This window comes from Novosphingobium sp. BL-S-19, assembly GCF_055521675.1.
Map to the genome: position 1 here is coordinate 1,603,717 of NZ_CM145498.1, position 19,674 is coordinate 1,623,390.

Below are 19,674 nucleotides of genomic sequence, written 5' to 3' on the forward strand. Positions count from 1 at the left end.
GAATTGTGGAACGCGAAGCACTGCTCATAGTGCCGGAGCCGCGATAGATTTCGGTAGCGCGCCTGTCCTGCGCCCTCAGGTGTCAGCGCGGCCGGCTCCGGACGACTTGGCGTATCGCTTAAGCCTCAGATAAAGAGCGCTTCGTCTTGCATTAGAGAGCTGCCGGCGTGATTATGGCGAGAAAGCTGCCTTTGGTATATGGGTGATGCGGCATGCGAGATCCGCTTCTCCAGAGGCAACTACATAGTAGCTTCCGGCGTCTACAATCCCGGTGGTGAAAACCACATCTCGCAAATACATTTGATGCTCGATCGGCTTGGTGAGTTCCGGGTTAGGTTCTATGAGCGGTTTGTGGCTCGAACGGACAGTAATGCTGGGGTCGTCGCGTGCCAGTATTGACCAATAGGTCCGATAAATTCCGACCAGTTCTTTTGGTTCAACACCGTGCCAGAGAGACAGCCATCCACCTTCCTCGATGCCGGTTGTCAGCAGGGGAGGGCTGCCCCCACCCATTCGCGCGGTTGCCAGGGTAGCGGCGTGTGGCCGAATTCCCGGCTTCGAGTATGGCTTCCAAAACCGGCCGTCCGGCGAATGAGCGAGATTTATCGATGGTCCGGCCCGCCATTCACTACCAGGGGGGTACGCAAAGTAAGCATCGCCAAGGGGCCGGGTCTGTGCCCAGTACTCATTATTTATGAGGCCTTCGAACAGCAGCATATCTTTGTTTTGATGGTCCAGGAGGATGTCAGCGTATGTCCAATCCAGTCCGTTGCTTGAGGTGTAGAGCGTCGTGCACTGCCGCTCTGGACCGATCGAGCAGGTTGTCATGAACCATTGACCTTCCACGTAGCTGATGCGCGGATCCTCCACGCCGTAGCATTGCAAGCCATTGATCGGTGCAATCGCCTTTTCGTAGTGAAACGCTACTGGGTTCGTCCCGTCCGGGGTCAGCTCGACCGGCAATAGCCACGAGAGCGAAGTCAGGACCATGATATTCCAGCCGCCACCACGAAGGCGGACTGCGCGGGGATCCGACGTGTCAACGAGCTCCAAGGGCCAAGCGTCGGTGACAAAACGGCCACCGCTCGCAGCCTCCCAGCGAATTGTATGCAGGTGGCCATCAGCGATCGGATCGCGCAGTGCCTCTGCAACGCGCACCATCAGCAGCAAATTGCCATTGGGCAACCTGGTCAGCCCAGGATTAAAAGCACCCAGCACGAACGTTTCAGCTTCGATGTGATTTGCGAGCGGGGAACGACCCAAATCAATGTCGTCGGGGAGAACCACCAAGGCGTCGACATCATATTTCATTGCTCATACCCCCGACAAATTGGCGCGGCGCATTGGTGTATGACACTGGCAGCATGGAACCGGACTCTTTCTCGCGGCAATCGGCCATGCGATTGGTTTAGGTTCGCCCACTGAAAGCGCGGCATCCGTCATGCTTTAGCATGCCGAGACCGCGCCCAGTCCCCCGGTCAAATGACGCGGCGTACTGGGGCAGTGCGATACGGCCAAGCCCGTTCGGGTTCGCGCTCCGAGTGAGCTCGCTCGCCACGATGTTCGGGAGCATAAACTGGGAGATCCGCGGGGCCCTCAGTAGCTGCCCGGAGGATCACTGGCAGGGAAACTCCCGTCGATCTGTTCGTCTACCGTGTCCCAATCGTCGTTACGGATGCCCGATTGCTCCTCCGGGCCTGCGTTGCGAACAATGCCCGACGAGCCCACGGGGCCGCGGTCATCATCGTCAAGCGACCGCGATGCTGCGAACTTGGAGTAGGCGAAGTAGCCAAGTCCGGCGAGGATTCCTAATCTCAGCAGTGCACGCATTGCGATTCTCCAGATGGGAAGCAGTTGGCTTCGGCTTGAGATCAATCGGGCCGACGTCCTGCAAGTTCAGGGGGCGTCACGGCGCCAGTCGGGTAAATGACGGACAAGGCATGGCCGGCGCTTCGGCCATGCCGCACTGATCTTGAAATACTTCGAGACCCGGCACAGACCCAGCGTTAACGGTATAACGATCCAGACATCCTCTAGGCCCCGGCCGAGATGAAATGTTACCGCTTGTCAGCAACGCTCTGTCCCGATCTGTGGCAGCGCACACGGCTGGATGGCCTTTTTCCTTTTTGGGAAGTGTGCCCTGTTCGACTAACCTCGATGCCGTGGGACGGCGAAGCGAGCGCCCTCCCTGATCAGGTTTGCGAAAAGCGACCAGGGCGGCGCGATGCGAGCGTCAGATCAGTCATCAGGCGGCCGGCGCGCGCTAAAGCTATCTCCGCGGCCCTCTATCTGCCTCTCGGCATCGCGGGCTGCGGCCACCAGACTATGTCCCGTTCGCGCCGCGGCTTCCGGCGTCATCGTCACGGCCACGCCATTTGGTCCATCGAGAATGACGAGGCCGTCTTCCGCACTCGCGATGCCGGGATCGGAATAGGGTGGAATTGCGCCTGTTGGTGTGTTCATCGATTTAACCCTGCGCTGGAGGACGGAGCCGCCTCGGTGTAGAGATAGCCCGGATCGAATTGACCCCGGGCGGCCAACCGTGTCGGATCTAGGATTTCCACGAGCGACGAGCGAAAGACGCACAGGCGCTCCTCCCGCAGCTGGCGCAGGATCCTGTTCACATGAATAGGTGTCAGGCCGCAAATTTCTGCTAGGTCGACCTGGGTGAGGGAAAGCGCGAACCGGCGACCATCGCTCAGCCCCACTGCCTCCAGTCGTGTATTTGTCTCGCACAGGAAGTGGGCAACGCGCCCCATCGCATCGAGCCGTCCAAGACGGAACAGCCACGCGCGGTGGATCGCCGCATCGATCAGCGTTGCGTACCAGAGCTTACGACCCAGTTCCGGGTTCTCACCGATCAAGTTGCCAAGATTCGCATGGGGAACGATTGCCACTGTAGCTGCCGTCATGGTCGCAACATCGTGGTCGAGGAACTTCAGCGGATAGGCATGAAGATCAACGAAATCGCCGGGTAGATGGATCGCGACGAGTTGCCTCAACCCATTCCGGTCATCGATGTAGCGCGACATGATGCCCTCGATCAGAAGCGTGCTGTGATCGAGCATAGTTCCCGCACGTACCAGCACACTGCGCGGCTCTATCGCGCGCACTTCGACGATCGCAGCTTCCAATCTCGCCCGCTCGGCGGCGGAGATGTGAACGTTGATCTTGTTCCTGAGAAATCGTTCGCTGAACATGGAATGGTTGGGGTGTCCATAAAGGTCAAACGAATGTGACAGAGCTGAAACTATAGGCGCAGCGTCTTGTTTCCGCCCGTGCCGCGCATTCGTGTTGATGCAGGTTAGTTTAGTGGAGCGATCCGAAACCGGGCAGGTCGCTCAGAGATTAGAGCGAAACTATCACCGCGGTGCAGTACTGGCCGATCAAGTGTCGTCCGAGCTCGCGGCGCAGCTTTTTTCCATGACGAGGATTGCCCCATGGCCAAGACGCCCTCGAACGCTCCTACTCGCGCTGCCAAGCCGGCGCCGACGATTTCGCCGCTCGATCTCGCGCCCGCCGACATTGCCGGCGAATCCCCGCAGAAGGCTTCTCGGTTCCCCAGCGACATCTCGGTCTCACCCTCGTTTGCCGAACCTCAGGCAGAGGGGGGAGATACCCATCAGGTTGCCGGTGGGGACGTCGAGACCCTCACCACCGAGCAGGGAATTCCGGTCGCTGACGACCAGAATAGCCTGAAGCAGGGGGTGCGGGGGCCAACTCTGTTGGAGGATGCCCACTTCCGCGGAAAGATATTCCATTTCGATCACGAGCGGATACCCGAACGAGTGGTTCACGCTCGCGGTTACGGTGCGCACGGATTCTTCGAACTCACCGAAAGCCTTTCGGACGTCAGCCGTGCGGACGTCTTCCAGCGGGTCGGTGAGCGGACGCCTGCCTTTGTGCGCTTCTCGACTGTCGCCGGCTCGAAGGGCTCGTTCGATCTTGCCCGCGACGTCCGAGGCTTTGCGGTCAAGCTCTACACCCAGGAAGGAAACTGGGATCTCGTCGGTAACAACATCCCTGTCTTCTTCATTCAGGATGCGATCAAGTTCCCCGACCTGATCCATGCTGCCAAGCCTGAGCCCGACCGAAACTTTCCCCAAGCCCAGACAGCCCATGATAATTTCTGGGACTTCGTAAGTCTTACGCCCGAGAGCTTCCACATGATCATGTGGACCATGTCGGACCGCGCGATCCCGCGCTCGTTCCGGACGATGGAGGGTTTCGGGGTTCACACCTTCCGCTTGGTCAATTCCGACGGCAAATCGACATTCGTGAAGTTCCATTGGAAACCGAAACAGGGCCTGCAGTCGGTCATGTGGAACGAGGCGGTGAAAATCAACGGCGCCGATCCCGACTTCCATCGCCGTGACCTGTGGGATGCCATCAATTCCGGCGATCTTCCCGAATGGGAGCTTGGAGTTCAGCTTTTCGACGATGCTTTTGCCGACAGCTTCGACTTCGACGTTCTCGACGCAACCAAGTTGATCCCCGAGGAATTGGTGCCGGTCCGCATCATCGGGCGCTTGGTACTCGACCGCGTCGTCGACAACTTCTTCGCCGAGACCGAGCAAGTCGCCTTCTGCACCCAAAACGTCCCACCGGGCATCGACTTTTCCAACGACCCGCTGCTCCAGGGTCGCAATTTCTCGTATCTCGATACGCAGATCAAGCGACTCGGCGGCCCCAACTTCACCCATATACCGATCAACGCGCCGAAGTGTCCGATGGCACATTTCCAGCAGGACGGTCACATGGCAATGCGCAACCCGAAGGGGCGCGCGAACTACGAGCCGAATAGCTGGGGCGCTACAGAGGGCGGTCCGCGAGAAGACCCTGCCAAGGGTTTCACAAGCTTTGCCGAAGTGGCCGAAGGACCCAAACAACGAGTTCGGTCGGAAAGCTTTGCTGATCACTATAGTCAGGCACGGCAGTTCTACGTCAGCCAGACTCCTATCGAGCAGAAGCATATCGGGGACGCCCTGGTCTTCGAGCTTTCAAAGGTGGAGCGGCCGGACATCCGTTCGCGGACCGTGTCGCACCTTTTGAATATCGATGCCGGACTGGCGGCCAAGGTCGCAGATGGGCTCGGCCTTGTGATGCCTCGCCCGGCGGTCGCTGCACGGGAGCCAATTGCCGACCTTGCGCCGTCCGATAGGCTCAGTATCGTGAAAAATGGGCCCGACAGCTTCAAGGGCCGCAAACTCGGCATTTTGTTGACCGACGGGGCCGACGCCAAGATCCTTGCAGCGCTGCTGAAGGCGGTGGATGGCGAAGGCGCGGTATACGAGGTGGTAGCGCCCAAGATCGCTGGGGTCACCTTGTCGGACGGGACCACGGTTGCCGCCAGACACAAGATCGACGGCGGTCCTTCGGTCCTGTTCGACGCCGTCGCGATCGTGGTACCGCAGGAGGGGGCGGCGATGCTCTCGCTCGATGCGCCAGCCAAGAATTTCGTCGCCGATGCATTCGCACACTGCAAGTTCATCGGGTTCACTGCCGAGGCCGCAGTGCTCCTCGCGAAGGCCGGCATCGGTGTAAATGACCTCGATGAAGGATGCCTGCCGCTTGATGAGGCCGCCGACGCGCAAGCCTTCATCGAAAGCTGCCGCGCTCTACGCCACTGGCCTCGCGAACTGGAGGTCGATCTGGATGCACCGCCCGCCGCCCGATAGTCCGCTAGTCGCCGCGACGAAACCCGAGCATGGCGGCCCATGCTCGGGAGCCGAGATTGCAATTCGCGCAGACGAGCACGCGTTTGACGCGTTCTCTCATTGGGCCGATGTTGAATGGTGGCAGGTCGTTCCCGCCGATCATGTGACCGCCGACAGCGCCGGTCTTGATGCTTGCGTTTCGCGTTCGACATTGACGCACAGATTGCCTGCGGAACCGAAACGTCCCTTTCACCGCCCAGGAGCGGGGTGGTGCGAACTGGATGGGGCTCAAAAGGCCGAACCCCTGTTTCGTGACGGTTGGACACATCAGGGGTGAAATCCCTCTCCTACGTCCCCACCTTCGGTAAGGAGGAGTACGATATGGCGAATGGCTGGGCGCCCGATAGCGCCGTACAGGATCAGATCGAGGACAGTCTCAACGATGCGGTGGCTGCTGCTCGCGCATCCATGCCGCGCGGCGAGGGTTTGCCTGACTGCGAGGTCTGCGGCGAGATGATCCCGGAAGGCAGACGGCGCGCGGTTCCCGGCGTGCGTACATGCGTTACGTGCCAATCGAAACGGGAACACCGCCCGGTTGTCTCGGCGATCAATCGGCGGGGGAGTAAGGATAGCCAACTCAGGTGAGCGATCGAACAGACGGTGCGAACGTAGCTCAGTGGGACGTTTTTGGCCCCGCTCCCGCCGCTGCGCGCGCTGCACCTGAGGGTTTCCATAGTTGGCGAGACGTCATTTCACCCGCTGAGGAAAACGATCTTATTGCGCGGATCGATGCTTCACAGCTCCAACCCTTTCGCTTTCAAGGATGGTTGGGCAAACGGCTTACCCGCTCGTTTGGATGGACTTACGATTTCGATCGCGGTTTTGCAGAACGGGGCCCGCCCCTCCCGGCCTGGCTCCTTCCCATGAGGACCCGCGTTGCCGATCATGCGGGCTTGCCGCCGGAACGTTTCGAACAAGCGCTTATCATCCGTTATGATCCAGGCGCGGTCATCGGCTGGCATAAGGATAGGTCTATGTTCGAGCATGTCGCCGGCATTTCTCTGGGCAGGAATGCTCCGCTGCGGTTCCGACGCAAAATCGGAGACGAGAAGTTCGAACGTTTTACTCATGAAGCGCCGCGGCGCGGTCTCTATCTGCTGACCGATGAGGTTAGGCATCAGTGGGAGCATAGTATTGCTGAGCTGGACAGCGCCCGCTGGTCGATCACTTTCCGTACCTTGGTCGGTCCGCCCCCGATCGGCGCGGCCTAATTTTTCAATCACTTGGCGAGACGACTAAGGCAATCGTCTGCAAGCCTGTCGACGAGCCGAATCGAGGGTTGGAACGCGCGCGACACCGGCTTTTGCCATGAAAGCTCGCGTCTGCTCTGCACGTCCAACCCAATCGCGGTGCTGCACGGGCGGCAACTCAAGCGCGTGTATGCCGCGCCCAACATCTGCAAGAACCTGCGGGCGGAATCGCGCTCGTCGGGCGGCGTCTGGTCTCGAAATATTAGAACCACATCGGAAATTGTCACCGTCACGCCAGCCGATAACGGCTTGGTTGGGGGTGTCCCGCTCTGCGGCGGCGTCGGCGGAAGATAACCAAGCTCTAGCCATTCCCCGCCCACCGCGCCATCGGGCTTCGTTTCCGTCGTGCGGTAGTAGGCATTCATCGCAGTGAGGTTCTGAAAATAGAGCACGCTGCCCAGCGTCGGGGTGTCGACGTGAAAGTAAAGAAGACCGGCCTTCAGGCCGCGCTGGGCGGCCTCGACCCTGCCTGCCGTGCCCGCCGGGTCATCCTGCGCATCAAGCGGATAGAGATCCCGCGGCATAAATGGCAGGAGAAGAGGAGCTGCGGGCGTCAGCTCAATGGTGACGCGCAATCGCTGCAGATCGAGCCCATCAGTCTTGAGCGCAATTACGTGCCGTCCCATGGCGCTGTGGACCGAAAAGCGCAGTTTTTCGCCGGGGCGCCGACGCAGCTGCTTGACCCGGTCGATCCCGCCGGGCGCATACGCGAGCCTGATTGCAAGTCCGCCGTGTTCCGGACGGCGCAAGATAGCCCAGAGCGTATCTCCCTTGGTCCACATCGCAGTTCAGTTTTCCAAATCCGAAGCTGCTTCGGGAGATCAAGGAGCCGTTCGCCAGTTCAGCCCGCAGGGCAAGCACCCAAGGGCTCACAGCTTCCAGTTGTTCTACATCCCCTTGCGTGTTTGTCATGGCGCTGGCTCCGACTCGTTTGAGGCTATCTCGGCGATCCCGGGAGGGAGCCGCCCCGCAGGGCCTATCAGCAACCATCACCGGCGACTGGTCGATCTCCGAATGCTGCGAATTCAGGAGGCCTTTTTGAAGGTTTGATCCCTCCAGAGTTCGGCGCGGTAGCGCTCGAAGCAGCTTGCTCCACATTTCAGCCGCATCAAAGCGCCTTCGGCAATGGCAGTAGCGCGGCGAGGATCTTCTTCGACCAAGGGCCTGAGGGCTTCGCGGTTCCAATCCTCGCTGTGCTTTACGTCAAGGACAGCATGGAGATCGAAGTAGCGGCGTTCTTTCCCGCTCAGGCCAATCCGCCGCAGGCCTTTTGCCACGAGCGCTGAGCGGCCGGGCGCAGTAAGTTCAATCACGCCCAGCGCCCCGACTGAATGCCACGCATACCGACGGGAGGTCGCCATGCCGGTCATGGCGTTTGCGAGGGCAAGGCTTTCGGCCACGGTGGTCTCGATCCTGGGTTCTACCGCGAGCGCGTCGGCGACGATATGCAACATCGGACCGTGCATGCCCTTGGGATTTCCTCGACCCATTTCGTCCCAGTAATTTCGGGCAAGTTCGAGTTTGGCCTGATCTGGAAGCTTGATCTGCGTAAGGGCTACCAGATCATCGAATCCCGCTTCCCCAGCGGCTTCCTGCTCGAAAAACCAGCGGATTTGCTCGCGGGAGGCTTCATCGGCCAGCCAGGGAAAGAGCGGGTCGTTCTGACCTGGGCCGACATCGATCAAGCTTTCGAACCATTCGACGAAGGCGGCCGGTTCCCCAGGTGCCTTTGCGGCATCTTCCCGCACGTCAGTGCGTAGTTGCTCAAGGAATTCTCCCTCGAGTTTCTGCATCCGGGCATTTCGGGCTAGTTCAGAGGTCCAGTCCTCCACCGGAAACTGAGGCATGAGACGTTCTCTGTTCCAGCGGGCGAGCCTTTGTTGAAAATCTTCCGTCAGATAGAAGCCGCCTCGGACCCGATCCTGGGCCTCGGAGGCGCAATCTGCAAATTTCATCTCAAGCATCTCGATCTCCAAATCAAGGCGTCCCGGCAACTCGGCAAGAGGGGGACGCCTGCCGGTCAAAATCAGCGCTGGAAGCGCCGTGGGGCGCTAGACATCTGGCCATTCACGGATGCTGAGGCCGTGCGCAGGTCCGAAACGGCACTTGCTCGCGCCAAGCGTTCAACCGGCACGCCATACCGATCGAGATCGGCAAGCAAGAGTTCCAATTGGGAACTCCAAGGGAGTGCCCCTATGTACGCGACTTGCGGCATCTCCTCCCCGAAAACAGCAAGGGCGTCCCATGCGGCATCAAAAAACCGCACCGTGAAGCCGCCGTGCTCAAGACGGCGGATCCAATCCATCGCCACGCGGCGTGAGCCAGCAAGTACCAGCGCCACCGGCTTCTCTTTCGTGCTTTGTGCCATGCCCAGACAATGCGGTGGAATCCGATTTGGCTCCCGAGCTTGAGATAGAATCGGCCTGATTTGGGTTAAGTGAGCGCGCAGCCAGCAGCTCAGTTGCAAGCGATTGTCCGTCACCCTCAGGCGCCTCGAACACGCCTAAAGCTAGAAACTGCAAACGGCCCATTCGCAAGGCGGTAAAGAGCGCTCTTGAGGCGGAGGCGGGGCGGCGGCAGCACTTTAGCAGCCAGTTCCAACATGCTCCGTGCTCCAACCCGGCGCGTTGGGACGAAGTCAACGGGTGTGCGTCGCTGAAGCAGCGGGGCTGTGGTAGGGGAACTTTGTCACAGGGCAGGCCTTCTCTCTAAAAAGGAGAACGATCATGAACGGTCAAACATCCATCGGCCCAGCTATCACGTCGGGCGATGGTGCCAATGTCGACTCTCAAAACGAGGAAATCGTTGAAGGCGTGGACGCGCAGAAGACGAGTGAACTCGAAGCCCGTGGTCTGAAAGGCGGTCAGACCGAGAGAACGTCCAGCAAGGACCCTGCAGTGCAGCCCTTGGCCGAAAAGCAGGGCGACCGTGAAGACTCCGCGACTTCGGAAGGGGGCGCTCCTCCAAGCAAAGAACCCAACGAGCGGAGCGACATGATTTCCGAGCGCCGCCATCCAGGCATGCATGGCGGTGGCGGTGACGTCGGTCGCAAACCGGGCTAGTGGGCCAGGAAAGGGCTGTCCTCGGCAGAAATGCCTAGCGGACCCGGACTATTTTAGCTGAGATAGCAATGGCGGGAACGCCGAGGAGCGCCGGGCATCATTGCCCGGCATCTTCGTTCGCCCAAACTCGATCTTGGGCAGAGTCTCTAGCCTAGGCTGCAAGGCTTGGAAAAACGCGATTGGTCCCCTTAAGACCGGGGATACGACGTGGGTGCTCTCCACCGACCGTGATCCGGACAATGCCTCCCGAATGAGATCACGCCAAATCAAAGGTGATTTGATCTGGATCGTTTGAATGAAGAAGCCGAAGTTACCGGCTCATCCGGTCGCTTGGGTATTCTGATCCGGATTAAGTCGCTCATCCTCTTTGTCGGGATGAGGCGGGCTGTCGGGGCCAAGCTGCGAAACGCCCATGGGCGACTTGCGCTCGGGTCTGGTCCAGCGCCCGTCGGGCGAGGTGTTGCTCCCGATTGCTTTCGCGAAGCCTCAGGTTCGTATTGGGTCATGGCATTTCTCGTCTCTCGTCATCAGGCGGGCTAGGGTAAAGTCGTTCCCGGCGAACCGCGCAGGAGGGCGCATCCGTGATGTAGCGCGGTGAACCGCGAAGGCTTTGCCGCGATCGTGTCCCAGGACGTGGTGTAGCTGAAGGCTGAGGTGGTCACCGTGATTTTCGGGTAGGTTTGGGTTGCGAAGCTCAAACTTGACGGAAGGAATCACGATGACCGATCCGATGATGCACTTGCGTTCGCTGGTAGAGAAGACCCCGGATGCAGATATTCTGCGCGAGATGATCTCGTTTGCCGCCGAGCGGCTGATGGAGATGGAAGTCGGCAACCTGACCGGTGCCGGCCATGGCGAGAAATCTGCGGCGAGGCTGGTCCAGCGCAACGGCTACCGCGAGCGCGACTGGCAGACGCGAGCAGGGACGGTCGAACTGCGCATCCCCAAGCTCAGGAAGGGAAGCTACTTCCCCGGCTTCCTCGAACCCCGTCGCATGGCCGAGCGGGCGCTGACCGCGGTGATCCAGGAAGCGTATATCCAGGGCATCTCCACCCGCTCGGTAGATGACCTGGTGAAGGCGCTGGGTATGGATGGGATCTCGAAAAGCCAGGTCAGCCGGCTTTGCGAGGAACTCGACGAGAAAGTCGGTGCCTTCCTCGAACGCCCAATCGAAGGCGACTGGCCGTACCTATGGATTGACGCCACCTACGTGAAAGTGCGGCAGAACGGGCGTATCGTCTCGGTGGCGGTGATCGTCGCGGTGGGCGTCAACAGCGATGGCCGCCGCGAGGTGCTAGGTATGGATATCGGTCCTTCCGAGGCCGAGCCGTTCTGGACCGCTTTCCTGCGCAAACTGACGCGCCGAGGACTGCGTGGCGTCAAGCTGGTCATCTCCGATGCGCACGAAGGCATTAAGGCGGCGGTCTCCAAGCTGCTGTGCGCGACCTGGCAGCGCTGCCGCGTCCACTTCATGCGCAATGCACTCGCCCATGCCGGCAAGAGCGGCAGGCGCGTGGTCTCCGCGTTCATCGCCACCGCCTTCGCCCAGGAAACCCCAGAAGCTGCGAGCCAGCAGTGGCGCTCGATCGCCGACCAAGTGCGGCCCAAACTGCCCAAGCTAGCCACGCTGATGGACGACGCTGAGCCCGATGTGTTGGCCTACATGACATTCCCGCGCGAGCATCGCGCCAAACTACACAGCACAAACCCCATCGAGCGCCTCAATGGCGAAATCAAACGGCGGACCGAGGTCGTTGGGATCTTCCCAAACGAAGCCGCCATCACCCGTCTCGTCGGAGCCATCCTCATGGAACAGTCCGACGAATGGGCCGTCCAGCGCGCACGTTACATGACGCTTGAAACGATGGCCCCGCTCAGCGACAATCCTATTGTCATGCTGTCGGCAGTACCTGGCTCATGATCGGCTCAGGCTGAAGCCGAAAAGCAAGGTGGTCCAGAAAAGCTACACCACCTCTGGGGACACGATCTTTGCCGCTGCGCTCGGAAAAATCGTCATGATACACGTTAAGAGGTCGGAACCGCCGGCCCGGTTGGTGAATTGTGCCGCAGAACCCGAGATCCGACCGAGGGGATACATGGCACCTGCGAAAGTTGTTCCGTCGCCCAGTGGAGTTCTGTCCATCGTACTGGCCGGCGGCAAAGGAAGCCGCCTTCACGATCTGACGAACGATGAAGCGAAACCTGCCATTCCGATCGGTGCCGATTTCCGGCTGATCGACTTCACATTGGCAAATGTCGTCAATTCCGGATTGCACAAAGCGATGGTGCTAACGCAGCATGCGCCGGCAACGTTGCACGACCATCTGGAACAGGTCTGGCATTCCGGCCATTCGGATTGCGCGTTCAAGGTCCTGGATGGTGCCGAACGCGGACCCTTCGCGGGCACTGCCCACGCCGTCTTCAGCGTAATGGACGAGATCGACAGCGAAGCGCCCGATCATGTCGTCGTGCTGGCGGGCGACCATCTCTACCAGATGGACTATCGTCCGTTGATCGCCTGTCACCTGGATCGGGGCGCCTCGGTCACGGTAGGTGTCGTTCATGTACCGGTAGCGCAAGCCAGCGAATTCGGCATACTGGCCGCCGATCCGAGTGGCAGGATAACCGCTTTCGTTGAAAAGCCGCGTATCGCGCCCAGCACGCTGGATCGGCCAGGCCATGCGCTTGCCTCCATGGGCATCTATGTTTTTGAATGGAAGGCCCTCCGCGCGCTGCTGGTGGAAATGGCGCAAACCGTCGCCGATCTCGATTTCGGCAGTCACATCGTTCCGCGCCTTGTCGCCGCGGACGAAGCTTACGCCTATGCCTTGCCGGGACGCGCGGGTTCGGAGCCGCTTTGGCAGGACCTGGGCACCTTGGACGCCTATCACGCGGTGCAGATGCAGCTTGCCGCCGGCTCCCTCGCTCTCGATCCCGAATGGCCCGCGCCGGCTTCCAGCGGCCACCGAAACGGCGCTTCGCCCACGGTCGGGGCAGGCACGATACTGCGCAACGTGGTTGTCCTGCCGGGCGCGCGCATCGGCCAATGGGTGACCATCTCGGACGCGATCGTCACAGCCGATGCCATCGTGCCCGACGGTTTCGATCTCGGCGCGTTGCTGGCGCAATACGAAGGGTGGTGCACCATCTCGTCCGGCGGCATTCGGGTGGTTTCGGCGCGCGCGCTGGCTGATCTTGCGCTGTTACAGGGCCGCAGCACGCCTGTGCGGAAACGACCACCCGTTCGGACCGTCTTGGAAGCGCCGAGCCCTGCAATCTCGCCAGTTCCGGTGAACTGAGCCGATGGACTACGCCTTTGCGAAGCCCGAGAGGCAATATCACGAACTGGGCGCGGAATTCACAGGCGAAGGTACGCACTTCGCAATCTTTTCCGAGAATGCCGAAGCTCTGGAGCTTTGCCTGTATTCGCACGACGGGAAGGATGAACTGGCCCGGCTGGAAATGCCCAGCCGGGAAGGTTCGATCTTTTCCGGATACGTTCCGGGCGTCGTTCCCGGCCAGCTCTATGGCTACCGCGCGCATGGTCCTTACGATCCGGAGCGCGGACACAGGTTCAATGCCAACAAGCTGTTGCTCGACCCTTATGCGCGCGAGATCGCCGGTACACTGCGATGGGATGATGCGCTTTGGGGCTATGACCTTTCGAGCGGGGACGACCTGACGTTTGACACGCGCGATTCCGCGCCTTTCATGATCAAGGGCGTCGTCCAGGACCCGGCCTTCGACTGGGAGGGGGACAATTCGATCCGCCGCCCCTGGGGTGAGACACTGGTCTACGAAGCCCATGTTCGCGGACTGACGATGCTGCATCCGGGCGTCCCGGAGGACCTGCGCGGGACATACGCGGGAATGGTCAGCGATCCGATTCTCGAACACTTGCAGAAGCTGGGCGTTTCGGCAGTGGAATTGCTGCCCTGCCAATTCTTTCTCGACGACCGCATGCTGCTGGACAACGGCCTGTCGAACTACTGGGGCTATCAGACGCTGGGCTACTTCGCGCCGGAACCGCGCTATCTCGGGCCGGGACGGGAAGGGGCGACGGGCTCTGGAGCGATCCGCCAGTTCAAGGACATGGTGAAGTGCTTTCACCAGGCCGGCATCGAAGTGATCATGGACGTTGTCTACAACCATACCGCAGAAGGATCCGAGCGCGGGCCGACGCTCAGCTTCCGGGGGCTCGACAATGCCAGCTACTACGCCCTCTCTCCCGAAAATCCCCGGTACAGCTTCGACCAGACGGGGACCGGCAATACGCTTAGCGTTGCCCATCCGATGGTCATTCGCATGGTGCTCGATTCCCTGCGCTACTGGGTGCAGGCCATGCATGTGGACGGCTTCCGCTTCGACCTTGCCTCCACGCTGGGGCGCGAAGCTATGGGGTTCGATCGTGAGGGCGGGTTTTTCGATGCCATCCGGCAGGATCCGATCCTTGCGGGGATCAAGCTGATCGCGGAACCGTGGGACGTGGGTAGCGGTGGCTATCAGGTCGGCGGCTTTCCCTATCCCTTCCGCGAGTGGAACGACAAGTTCCGCGACACTACGCGCGGATTCTGGCGGGGCGACCAGGCGCTGGTGGGCGACCTTGCCAATCATCTGGTGGGATCGCCTGAGCAGTTCAACCATTCGGACCGTGGCGCGACCTCATCGGTCAATTTCCTGGCTGCGCATGACGGCTTCACATTGCTTGACACCGTTTCCTACAACGATCGCCACAACGAGGCGAACGGGGAAGGCGGAGCAGACGGCCACGACAACAACCTTTCCGACGACATGGGGGCGGAAGGCCCCACGGACGATGCGGGCATCAACGCCGCGCGCGCCGCACGCCGCCGCGCCATGCTGGCGACCTTGCTGCTCAGCCAGGGCGTACCGATGATCTTGGCGGGTGACGAGTTCGGCAACAGCCAGAGCGGCAACAACAACGTCTATTGCCAGGACAATGAGACGGCCTGGGTGGACTGGGCCGGCAAGGACGATGCGCTGCTCGAATTCTGTACGCGCATGGTGGCATTTCGGCGCGAGCATCCGGTGCTTTCGCAGGACAATTTTCTCAATGGAACGCCGGCGGAGGACGGCTGGGTGGAGATCGCCTGGCATCAGCCCGACGGGCGCGAGATGGATGCCGAGCTTTGGGGGCAGGCGCAACTGCGCGTGCTGGGGCTGTTCCTGACTTATTCCGCTCAGGAAGCCTTCGTTGAGGGTGAACGGCCGCTGTTCCTCGTGTTCAATGCCGGGGACGAGGTCACCTTCACGCTGCCCTCCCACAATGGCATTGAGGCATGGCACCGCGTGGTCGACACTTCGCGCCCTGAAGCTTTCGCCGTAGAACCGGTCGAGGACGGTACCGCGATCGTGGCGGCTGCAAGCGTCAGTGTCTTCGCGCCGGAGTGATGCCGATGCCGGTCACGACTTCGTACCGCATCACGAAGTCCTGGGGCGCTACATTGCGGGACGACGGACATTGGCGCTTTCGGCTCTGGGCGCCGGACGCGAGCAAGGTTGCGGTCGAACTGCCGACCGGCAGCACCGATCTGAACCGGCAGGGCAAAGGCTGGTGGAGCGTGGCAACCGGCGCAAAGGCGGGTGATAGCTACCGATTCCTCGTTGATGGCGCTGCCTACCCCGATCCAGCAGCCCGGGCCCAGCAGGACGACGTCCACGGCCCGTCGGTTCTCGTCGATCCTGAGGGTTTCGCATGGCAGAATCCCTGGGCAGGCCTGCCGTGGAACGAGGCGATAGTCTATGAACTGCACCTCGGAACATTTACCGCCGAAGGGACTTTCGCCGCCGCAGAAGTGGAACTTGCGCGTCTGCGCGAGTTGGGCGTCACGCTTGTGGAACTGATGCCGGTCGCCCAGTTCGACGGCCGGCATGGCTGGGGATACGACGGGGTGCTGCCTTATGCGCCGCACAACGCCTATGGCTCGCCCGACGACTTTCGCCGGTTCGTAGACACCGCCCACGGTCTGGGGATGGGCGTCCTGCTCGATGTGGTTCACAATCACCTTGGCCCTTCCGGCAACTATTTGGCGACATGGTGCTCCTCGTTCTTTCATTCTGACCGCCGCTCGCCGTGGGGGCAGGGGATCGCTTACGAAACGCGGGCCGTACGCGACTTCTTCATCGAGAGTGCGCTCAGCTGGCTGGCCGAATATCGGCTCGATGGGCTGCGGCTGGATGCGGTGCACGCAATCGAGGACCGTTCACCGGTTCATTTCCTGGACGAACTGGGCCAGCGTGTGCGCGCCGTCGATTGGGGCCGCCCGATCCACCTCGTTACCGAGGACGAGCGTAATCTGACGCGTTATTTCGGCAGGGGGGACTCCTTCGACGCCACCTGGAACGACGACTGGCATCATGCCGTGCATTGCCTGCTGACGGGCGAGGACGAGGGTTATTACGCCCCGTTCGCGGTCGACCCGCTGGCCGATATCGAGATCGCCCTGCGCGACGGCTACGTCGAGCAGGGGCAGGCGCGCGCGGCCACGCAAACATTGCGCGGAGAACCTTCCGCAGGCCTGCCGCGCACCGCTTTCGTGAATTTCCTTGGCAATCATGACCAGGTAGGCAATCGGGCGCAGGGCGAACGTCTGCACCAGCTCGTCACCGACCGTAGGGCCCTCGAAGTGGTGACGGCGCTGACGCTGCTATCGCCCTACGTGCCGATGATTTTCATGGGCGACGAATTCCTGACCGACGCGCCGTTCCTGTTCTTCGCCGATTTTTCGGGCGATCTTGCCGAAGCGGTGCGAAAGGGCCGCGCAGAGGAGTTCGCGAAATTCAAGGCTTTCGGTGGGGAGGTCCCCGATCCCATCTCGGCCGGAACGTTCGCTATGTGCAAGATCGGCAGTGCCGGGCGCGAGGACCAACGGCGGCACGAGCAGTTTGTGCGCCATTTGCTGGCCTTGCGGCAAGCCCATCTCGTCCCCCTGCTCGAGATTACAACGCATCCGCAGGTTCATGTCCGGCGTGATGGTGCGCTGGTCGAGGCCTCATGGGAGTTCGGGAGCGGGCGCCTTTCGCTGCGCGCATTTCTGTCGTCACAGACGCCGGGCAGCGCCCGGTTCCGGCCGCATGACGCTCCGATCCTGGCTGTCACCGGCCCGGAAAGTCCTTTCGCCTTTTCCGCCGCCATCGAGCGAGATTGACCCATGACTAACCCCGCGCCCGACCTCATTGCCACCTACCGCCTGCAATTACGTAGCGGCGTGGACCTGGTCGAGGCGCGCGGCCTGCTTCCCCGGTTGGTCGAACTGGGTGTGAGTCATCTTTACCTTTCGCCTCTGTTCCGGGCGGGGGAGGCATCGACGCATGGCTATGATGTGATCGATCCGAACGAAGTCGATCCGGTGCTCGGCGGCGAGGCGGCTTTCGTGGCGCTGGCCGATGCTGCGCGGGAGGCTGGGATCGGCATCGTGCTCGACATTGTCCCCAACCACATGGCTTTCACGCCAGATAATCCCTACATCGCCGACGTCATGCGGCACGGACAGGACAGCAGGTTCGCGGATGTCTTCGATCTGGATTGGGATCTAGGCCCGCTCCACTTTCCCTTCATTGATGGCAGCCTAGAGGACAGGCTTGCGGCAGGGGAGGTGGCGCTCTCCACATCCGGTGACGCGCTTTGCATCCAGGACGTATGCTATCCGTTACGCCCGACGCCGCTAGCGCGCGATTTTGCCGGGCAAAAGCCCGATGGTCCCTCATTATCCGCGCTGATGGAGCAGCAGGTCTGGTCGGTGGGGGACTGGCGCACGACGGCTGGCGCGATCATCCATCGCCGGTTCTTCAACATCTCCGGTCTCGTCGGGGTGCGCCAGGAAGATCCCAAGGTCTTCGCGCTGACACACCGATGGATCAGCGAGCAGACGCGTGCGGGACGGATCCAGGGCGTGAGGATCGATCATATAGACGGGCTTGCGCGACCGGCATGCTATCTCCATCGCTTGCGCGAAGCCTTGGGCGACATACCGATCTGGGTCGAGAAGATCGTCAAGGACGGCGAAACCATTCCGGCTGCATGGCCCGTTGAGGGGATGAGCGGATATGAGTTTCTCGCCCCGGTCACCCGACTGCTGACCGATCCCGGCGGGCTCGATGCGCTCCGTACGGCATCCAGCGGCGCGGTTCCTGCCGACACGGGCGCGGAGGTTCAGCGTGTGCGGCGTGAATTGCTCGCAACTTCGCTCGATCCTGAACTTCGGCGTGTTCGTATGGCCGCGCTCGCGGCGCTGGGATGCGGCGGCGGGGCGGAAACTTCCGTTTCGCGCGCTTTGATTGAACTGGCCGCGCATTGGCCAGTCTACCGCTCGTATACGGCAGATGGCTATTTTCCGAACGCGGACATGGAAGCGCTGCGCTTGGTCGATCCCAAGGCGGGCTGGCTGCTTGACCTGCTCCACGCCGCCGCCGACGAGCCGGGCGCCGCAAGCTTCGCGGCGCGATTTGAACAATTGACCGGCGCGCTTACAGCAAAGTCAGAAGAGGATACGGTGTTCTTCCGCGCCGTAGCTTACCTGCCGTTCTGCGAAGTTGGCATCGGGCCAGAATGCGATGCGATCGATACGGGCCGGTTCGCGCAAACGATGCAGGAACGCGCGCGGACGCACCCGTTGGCGCTCAGCACTTTGTCCACGCACGACACCAAGCGCTCCGCCGATGCGCGCGCAGCCATTGCTGCGCTCAGCCATGTCCCCGAAATGATCGGCCCGTTCACGCATCGCGCGATGCGGCGCGCGCAGGAAATAGACCTTCCCGAGCGCTGGGGCATCTACGCGGTGCAATCCGCGCTGGCCCTGCGCGGAGAGCCGGAAGCCGAAGCACGACTGTGCTCCCACATGGCGAAGGCCATGCGCGAGGCCAAAGATATCTCCTCGCACGAGGCGCCGGATGAGGAGGCAGAACGGCGCGGCGGCGAACTGGCGGGCGAAATGCTGCGGATGGTCCAAGGGCGCGAGGCTTGGCCAGGCGGCACCCTGGCGAGGTATGAACGCATGTTCGAACAGGTCGTGCTCGCGCAAGTGATCCTGCAGATCACCGCGCCGGGCATTCCGGATATCTATCAGGGCACCGAAAGACTGGCCATGAGCCTGACCGATCCGGACAATCGCCGCCCGGTCGACTGCAGTTCGGAAGATGCAGCGGAGGGATCGCTTTCCGCGCGAAAGATGAAGCTCACCCATGACTTGCTGGCGCTGCGGAGCAGGCACGGCGCGCTTTTCACGCACGGTGATTATTCGATCCGGCAAGGCGAAGGCACTTGGACCATCACTAGGAAATGGCAGGGAAGTTCCGTGGAGTTGGACCTCAGGAGGCCACGTCCCGACTTCGACGGCCCGATCCTTCTCGAGATCCGCGAAATTGCGGGCCTCGACAACGGTCAGACGTCGTTGAAGTTATTTGACAGGATGGTCTCCGCGTCGGTCAGGTAGGGGGCAGCTCGCTCCGGGCCCGGGTTTGGGCGGCGCGGCGCAAGACGATCTCGTGTCGCTGTTTTGCGGAATAGAGGGCCACTTACATGCTGATCGGGGGTCGAATGTCAGCCCGAAGTGAAACGTCCGGAACGTCCCTGACCCAATAATTGCCGGCATGCCGATTTGTTTCGTTAAACACATGCTTTCATTA

The 19,674-nt window shown here is 61.2% G+C and carries 16 protein-coding genes; 9 read left to right on the forward strand and 7 right to left on the reverse strand.

Annotated elements, in window-relative coordinates:
• Window positions 1–171: 171 nt before the first annotated feature.
• The 4 genes from ACZ1JV_RS15775 to ACZ1JV_RS15790 form a co-directional block, all read right to left on the reverse strand.
• Complete coding sequence (locus ACZ1JV_RS15775; protein WP_465152299.1) at window positions 172–1,311, reverse strand: glycoside hydrolase family 130 protein; 1,140 nt, start codon at window positions 1,309–1,311, stop codon at window positions 172–174.
• A 285-nt stretch (window positions 1,312–1,596) separates the two neighbouring features.
• The gene (locus ACZ1JV_RS15780) at window positions 1,597–1,830 is read right to left on the reverse strand and encodes a hypothetical protein (protein ID WP_465152300.1); all 234 of its coding nucleotides are present in this window, start codon (window positions 1,828–1,830) and stop codon (window positions 1,597–1,599) included.
• 408 nt (window positions 1,831–2,238) lie between these two features.
• Window positions 2,239–2,463 carry a hypothetical protein gene (locus ACZ1JV_RS15785; RefSeq protein ID WP_465152301.1) on the reverse strand — a complete coding sequence of 75 codons (225 nt, stop codon included), beginning with the start codon at window positions 2,461–2,463 and terminating at the stop codon, window positions 2,239–2,241.
• Window positions 2,460–3,200 (reverse strand): Crp/Fnr family transcriptional regulator, encoded by a 741-nt coding sequence (locus ACZ1JV_RS15790; protein WP_465152302.1) that lies wholly within the window; start codon window positions 3,198–3,200, stop codon window positions 2,460–2,462. The genes ACZ1JV_RS15785 and ACZ1JV_RS15790 overlap by 4 nt, the downstream gene beginning before the upstream one ends.
• A gap of 240 nt (window positions 3,201–3,440) precedes the next feature.
• On the opposite strand from ACZ1JV_RS15790, the gene katE reads away from it, so the two are divergent.
• The 3 genes from katE to ACZ1JV_RS15805 all read left to right on the forward strand — a co-directional run bounded on the left by katE (window position 3,441) and on the right by ACZ1JV_RS15805 (window position 6,928).
• Complete coding sequence (katE, locus tag ACZ1JV_RS15795) at window positions 3,441–5,678, forward strand: catalase (protein WP_465152303.1); 2,238 nt, start codon at window positions 3,441–3,443, stop codon at window positions 5,676–5,678.
• 360 nt (window positions 5,679–6,038) lie between these two features.
• Entirely contained in the window at window positions 6,039–6,302 is a 264-nt protein-coding gene (locus ACZ1JV_RS15800; RefSeq protein ID WP_185999019.1) for a DksA/TraR family C4-type zinc finger protein, read from the forward strand.
• Window positions 6,299–6,928 carry an alpha-ketoglutarate-dependent dioxygenase AlkB gene (locus ACZ1JV_RS15805; protein WP_465152304.1) on the forward strand — a complete coding sequence of 210 codons (630 nt, stop codon included), beginning with the start codon at window positions 6,299–6,301 and terminating at the stop codon, window positions 6,926–6,928. The genes ACZ1JV_RS15800 and ACZ1JV_RS15805 overlap by 4 nt, the downstream gene beginning before the upstream one ends.
• 8 nt (window positions 6,929–6,936) lie before the next feature.
• On the opposite strand, the gene ACZ1JV_RS15810 is transcribed toward ACZ1JV_RS15805, so the two are convergent.
• The 3 genes from ACZ1JV_RS15810 to ACZ1JV_RS15820 form a co-directional block, all read right to left on the reverse strand.
• Window positions 6,937–7,749, reverse strand: a complete 813-nt coding sequence (locus ACZ1JV_RS15810; protein ID WP_465152305.1) for a hypothetical protein — start codon at window positions 7,747–7,749, stop codon at window positions 6,937–6,939.
• Window positions 7,750–7,992: 243 nt separating this feature from the next.
• On the reverse strand, window positions 7,993–8,922 hold the full coding sequence (locus ACZ1JV_RS15815) for an iron-containing redox enzyme family protein (protein WP_465152582.1): 930 nt from the start codon (window positions 8,920–8,922) through the stop codon (window positions 7,993–7,995).
• Window positions 8,923–8,993: 71 nt separating this feature from the next.
• On the reverse strand, window positions 8,994–9,449 hold the full coding sequence (locus ACZ1JV_RS15820; protein ID WP_465152306.1) for a hypothetical protein: 456 nt from the start codon (window positions 9,447–9,449) through the stop codon (window positions 8,994–8,996).
• A gap of 244 nt (window positions 9,450–9,693) precedes the next feature.
• Between ACZ1JV_RS15820 and ACZ1JV_RS15825 the strand changes: the two genes are divergently transcribed.
• The 6 genes from ACZ1JV_RS15825 to treY all read left to right on the forward strand — a co-directional run bounded on the left by ACZ1JV_RS15825 (window position 9,694) and on the right by treY (window position 19,481).
• The gene (locus ACZ1JV_RS15825) at window positions 9,694–10,029 is read left to right on the forward strand and encodes a hypothetical protein (protein ID WP_465152307.1); all 336 of its coding nucleotides are present in this window, start codon (window positions 9,694–9,696) and stop codon (window positions 10,027–10,029) included.
• A gap of 718 nt (window positions 10,030–10,747) precedes the next feature.
• Window positions 10,748–11,950 (forward strand): IS256 family transposase, encoded by a 1,203-nt coding sequence (locus ACZ1JV_RS15830; RefSeq protein ID WP_465149753.1) that lies wholly within the window; start codon window positions 10,748–10,750, stop codon window positions 11,948–11,950.
• A 175-nt stretch (window positions 11,951–12,125) separates the two neighbouring features.
• Complete coding sequence (locus ACZ1JV_RS15835; protein ID WP_465152308.1) at window positions 12,126–13,328, forward strand: glucose-1-phosphate adenylyltransferase family protein; 1,203 nt, start codon at window positions 12,126–12,128, stop codon at window positions 13,326–13,328.
• A gap of 4 nt (window positions 13,329–13,332) precedes the next feature.
• Entirely contained in the window at window positions 13,333–15,441 is a 2,109-nt protein-coding gene (glgX, locus tag ACZ1JV_RS15840; RefSeq protein ID WP_465152309.1) for a glycogen debranching protein GlgX, read from the forward strand.
• Window positions 15,442–15,446: 5 nt separating this feature from the next.
• Window positions 15,447–17,198, forward strand: a complete 1,752-nt coding sequence (gene treZ, locus ACZ1JV_RS15845) for a malto-oligosyltrehalose trehalohydrolase (protein ID WP_465152310.1) — start codon at window positions 15,447–15,449, stop codon at window positions 17,196–17,198.
• Window positions 17,199–17,201: 3 nt separating this feature from the next.
• Entirely contained in the window at window positions 17,202–19,481 is a 2,280-nt protein-coding gene (gene treY, locus ACZ1JV_RS15850; protein ID WP_465152311.1) for a malto-oligosyltrehalose synthase, read from the forward strand.
• Window positions 19,482–19,674 lie beyond the last annotated feature (193 nt).

Coding starts and splice junctions, on each gene's coding strand:
- ACZ1JV_RS15775 (WP_465152299.1), bottom strand. CDS start 1,311: ATGAAATATGATGTCGACGCCTTGGTGGTTCTCCCCGACGACATTGAT.
- ACZ1JV_RS15780 (WP_465152300.1), bottom strand. CDS start 1,830: ATGCGTGCACTGCTGAGATTAGGAATCCTCGCCGGACTTGGCTACTTC.
- ACZ1JV_RS15785 (WP_465152301.1), bottom strand. CDS start 2,463: ATGAACACACCAACAGGCGCAATTCCACCCTATTCCGATCCCGGCATC.
- ACZ1JV_RS15790 (WP_465152302.1), bottom strand. CDS start 3,200: ATGTTCAGCGAACGATTTCTCAGGAACAAGATCAACGTTCACATCTCC.
- katE (WP_465152303.1), top strand. CDS start 3,441: ATGGCCAAGACGCCCTCGAACGCTCCTACTCGCGCTGCCAAGCCGGCG.
- ACZ1JV_RS15800 (WP_185999019.1), top strand. CDS start 6,039: ATGGCGAATGGCTGGGCGCCCGATAGCGCCGTACAGGATCAGATCGAG.
- ACZ1JV_RS15810 (WP_465152305.1), bottom strand. CDS start 7,749: ATGTGGACCAAGGGAGATACGCTCTGGGCTATCTTGCGCCGTCCGGAA.
- ACZ1JV_RS15815 (WP_465152582.1), bottom strand. CDS start 8,922: ATGAAATTTGCAGATTGCGCCTCCGAGGCCCAGGATCGGGTCCGAGGC.
- ACZ1JV_RS15825 (WP_465152307.1), top strand. CDS start 9,694: ATGAACGGTCAAACATCCATCGGCCCAGCTATCACGTCGGGCGATGGT.
- ACZ1JV_RS15830 (WP_465149753.1), top strand. CDS start 10,748: ATGACCGATCCGATGATGCACTTGCGTTCGCTGGTAGAGAAGACCCCG.
- ACZ1JV_RS15835 (WP_465152308.1), top strand. CDS start 12,126: ATGGCACCTGCGAAAGTTGTTCCGTCGCCCAGTGGAGTTCTGTCCATC.
- glgX (WP_465152309.1), top strand. CDS start 13,333: ATGGACTACGCCTTTGCGAAGCCCGAGAGGCAATATCACGAACTGGGC.
- treZ (WP_465152310.1), top strand. CDS start 15,447: ATGCCGGTCACGACTTCGTACCGCATCACGAAGTCCTGGGGCGCTACA.
- treY (WP_465152311.1), top strand. CDS start 17,202: ATGACTAACCCCGCGCCCGACCTCATTGCCACCTACCGCCTGCAATTA.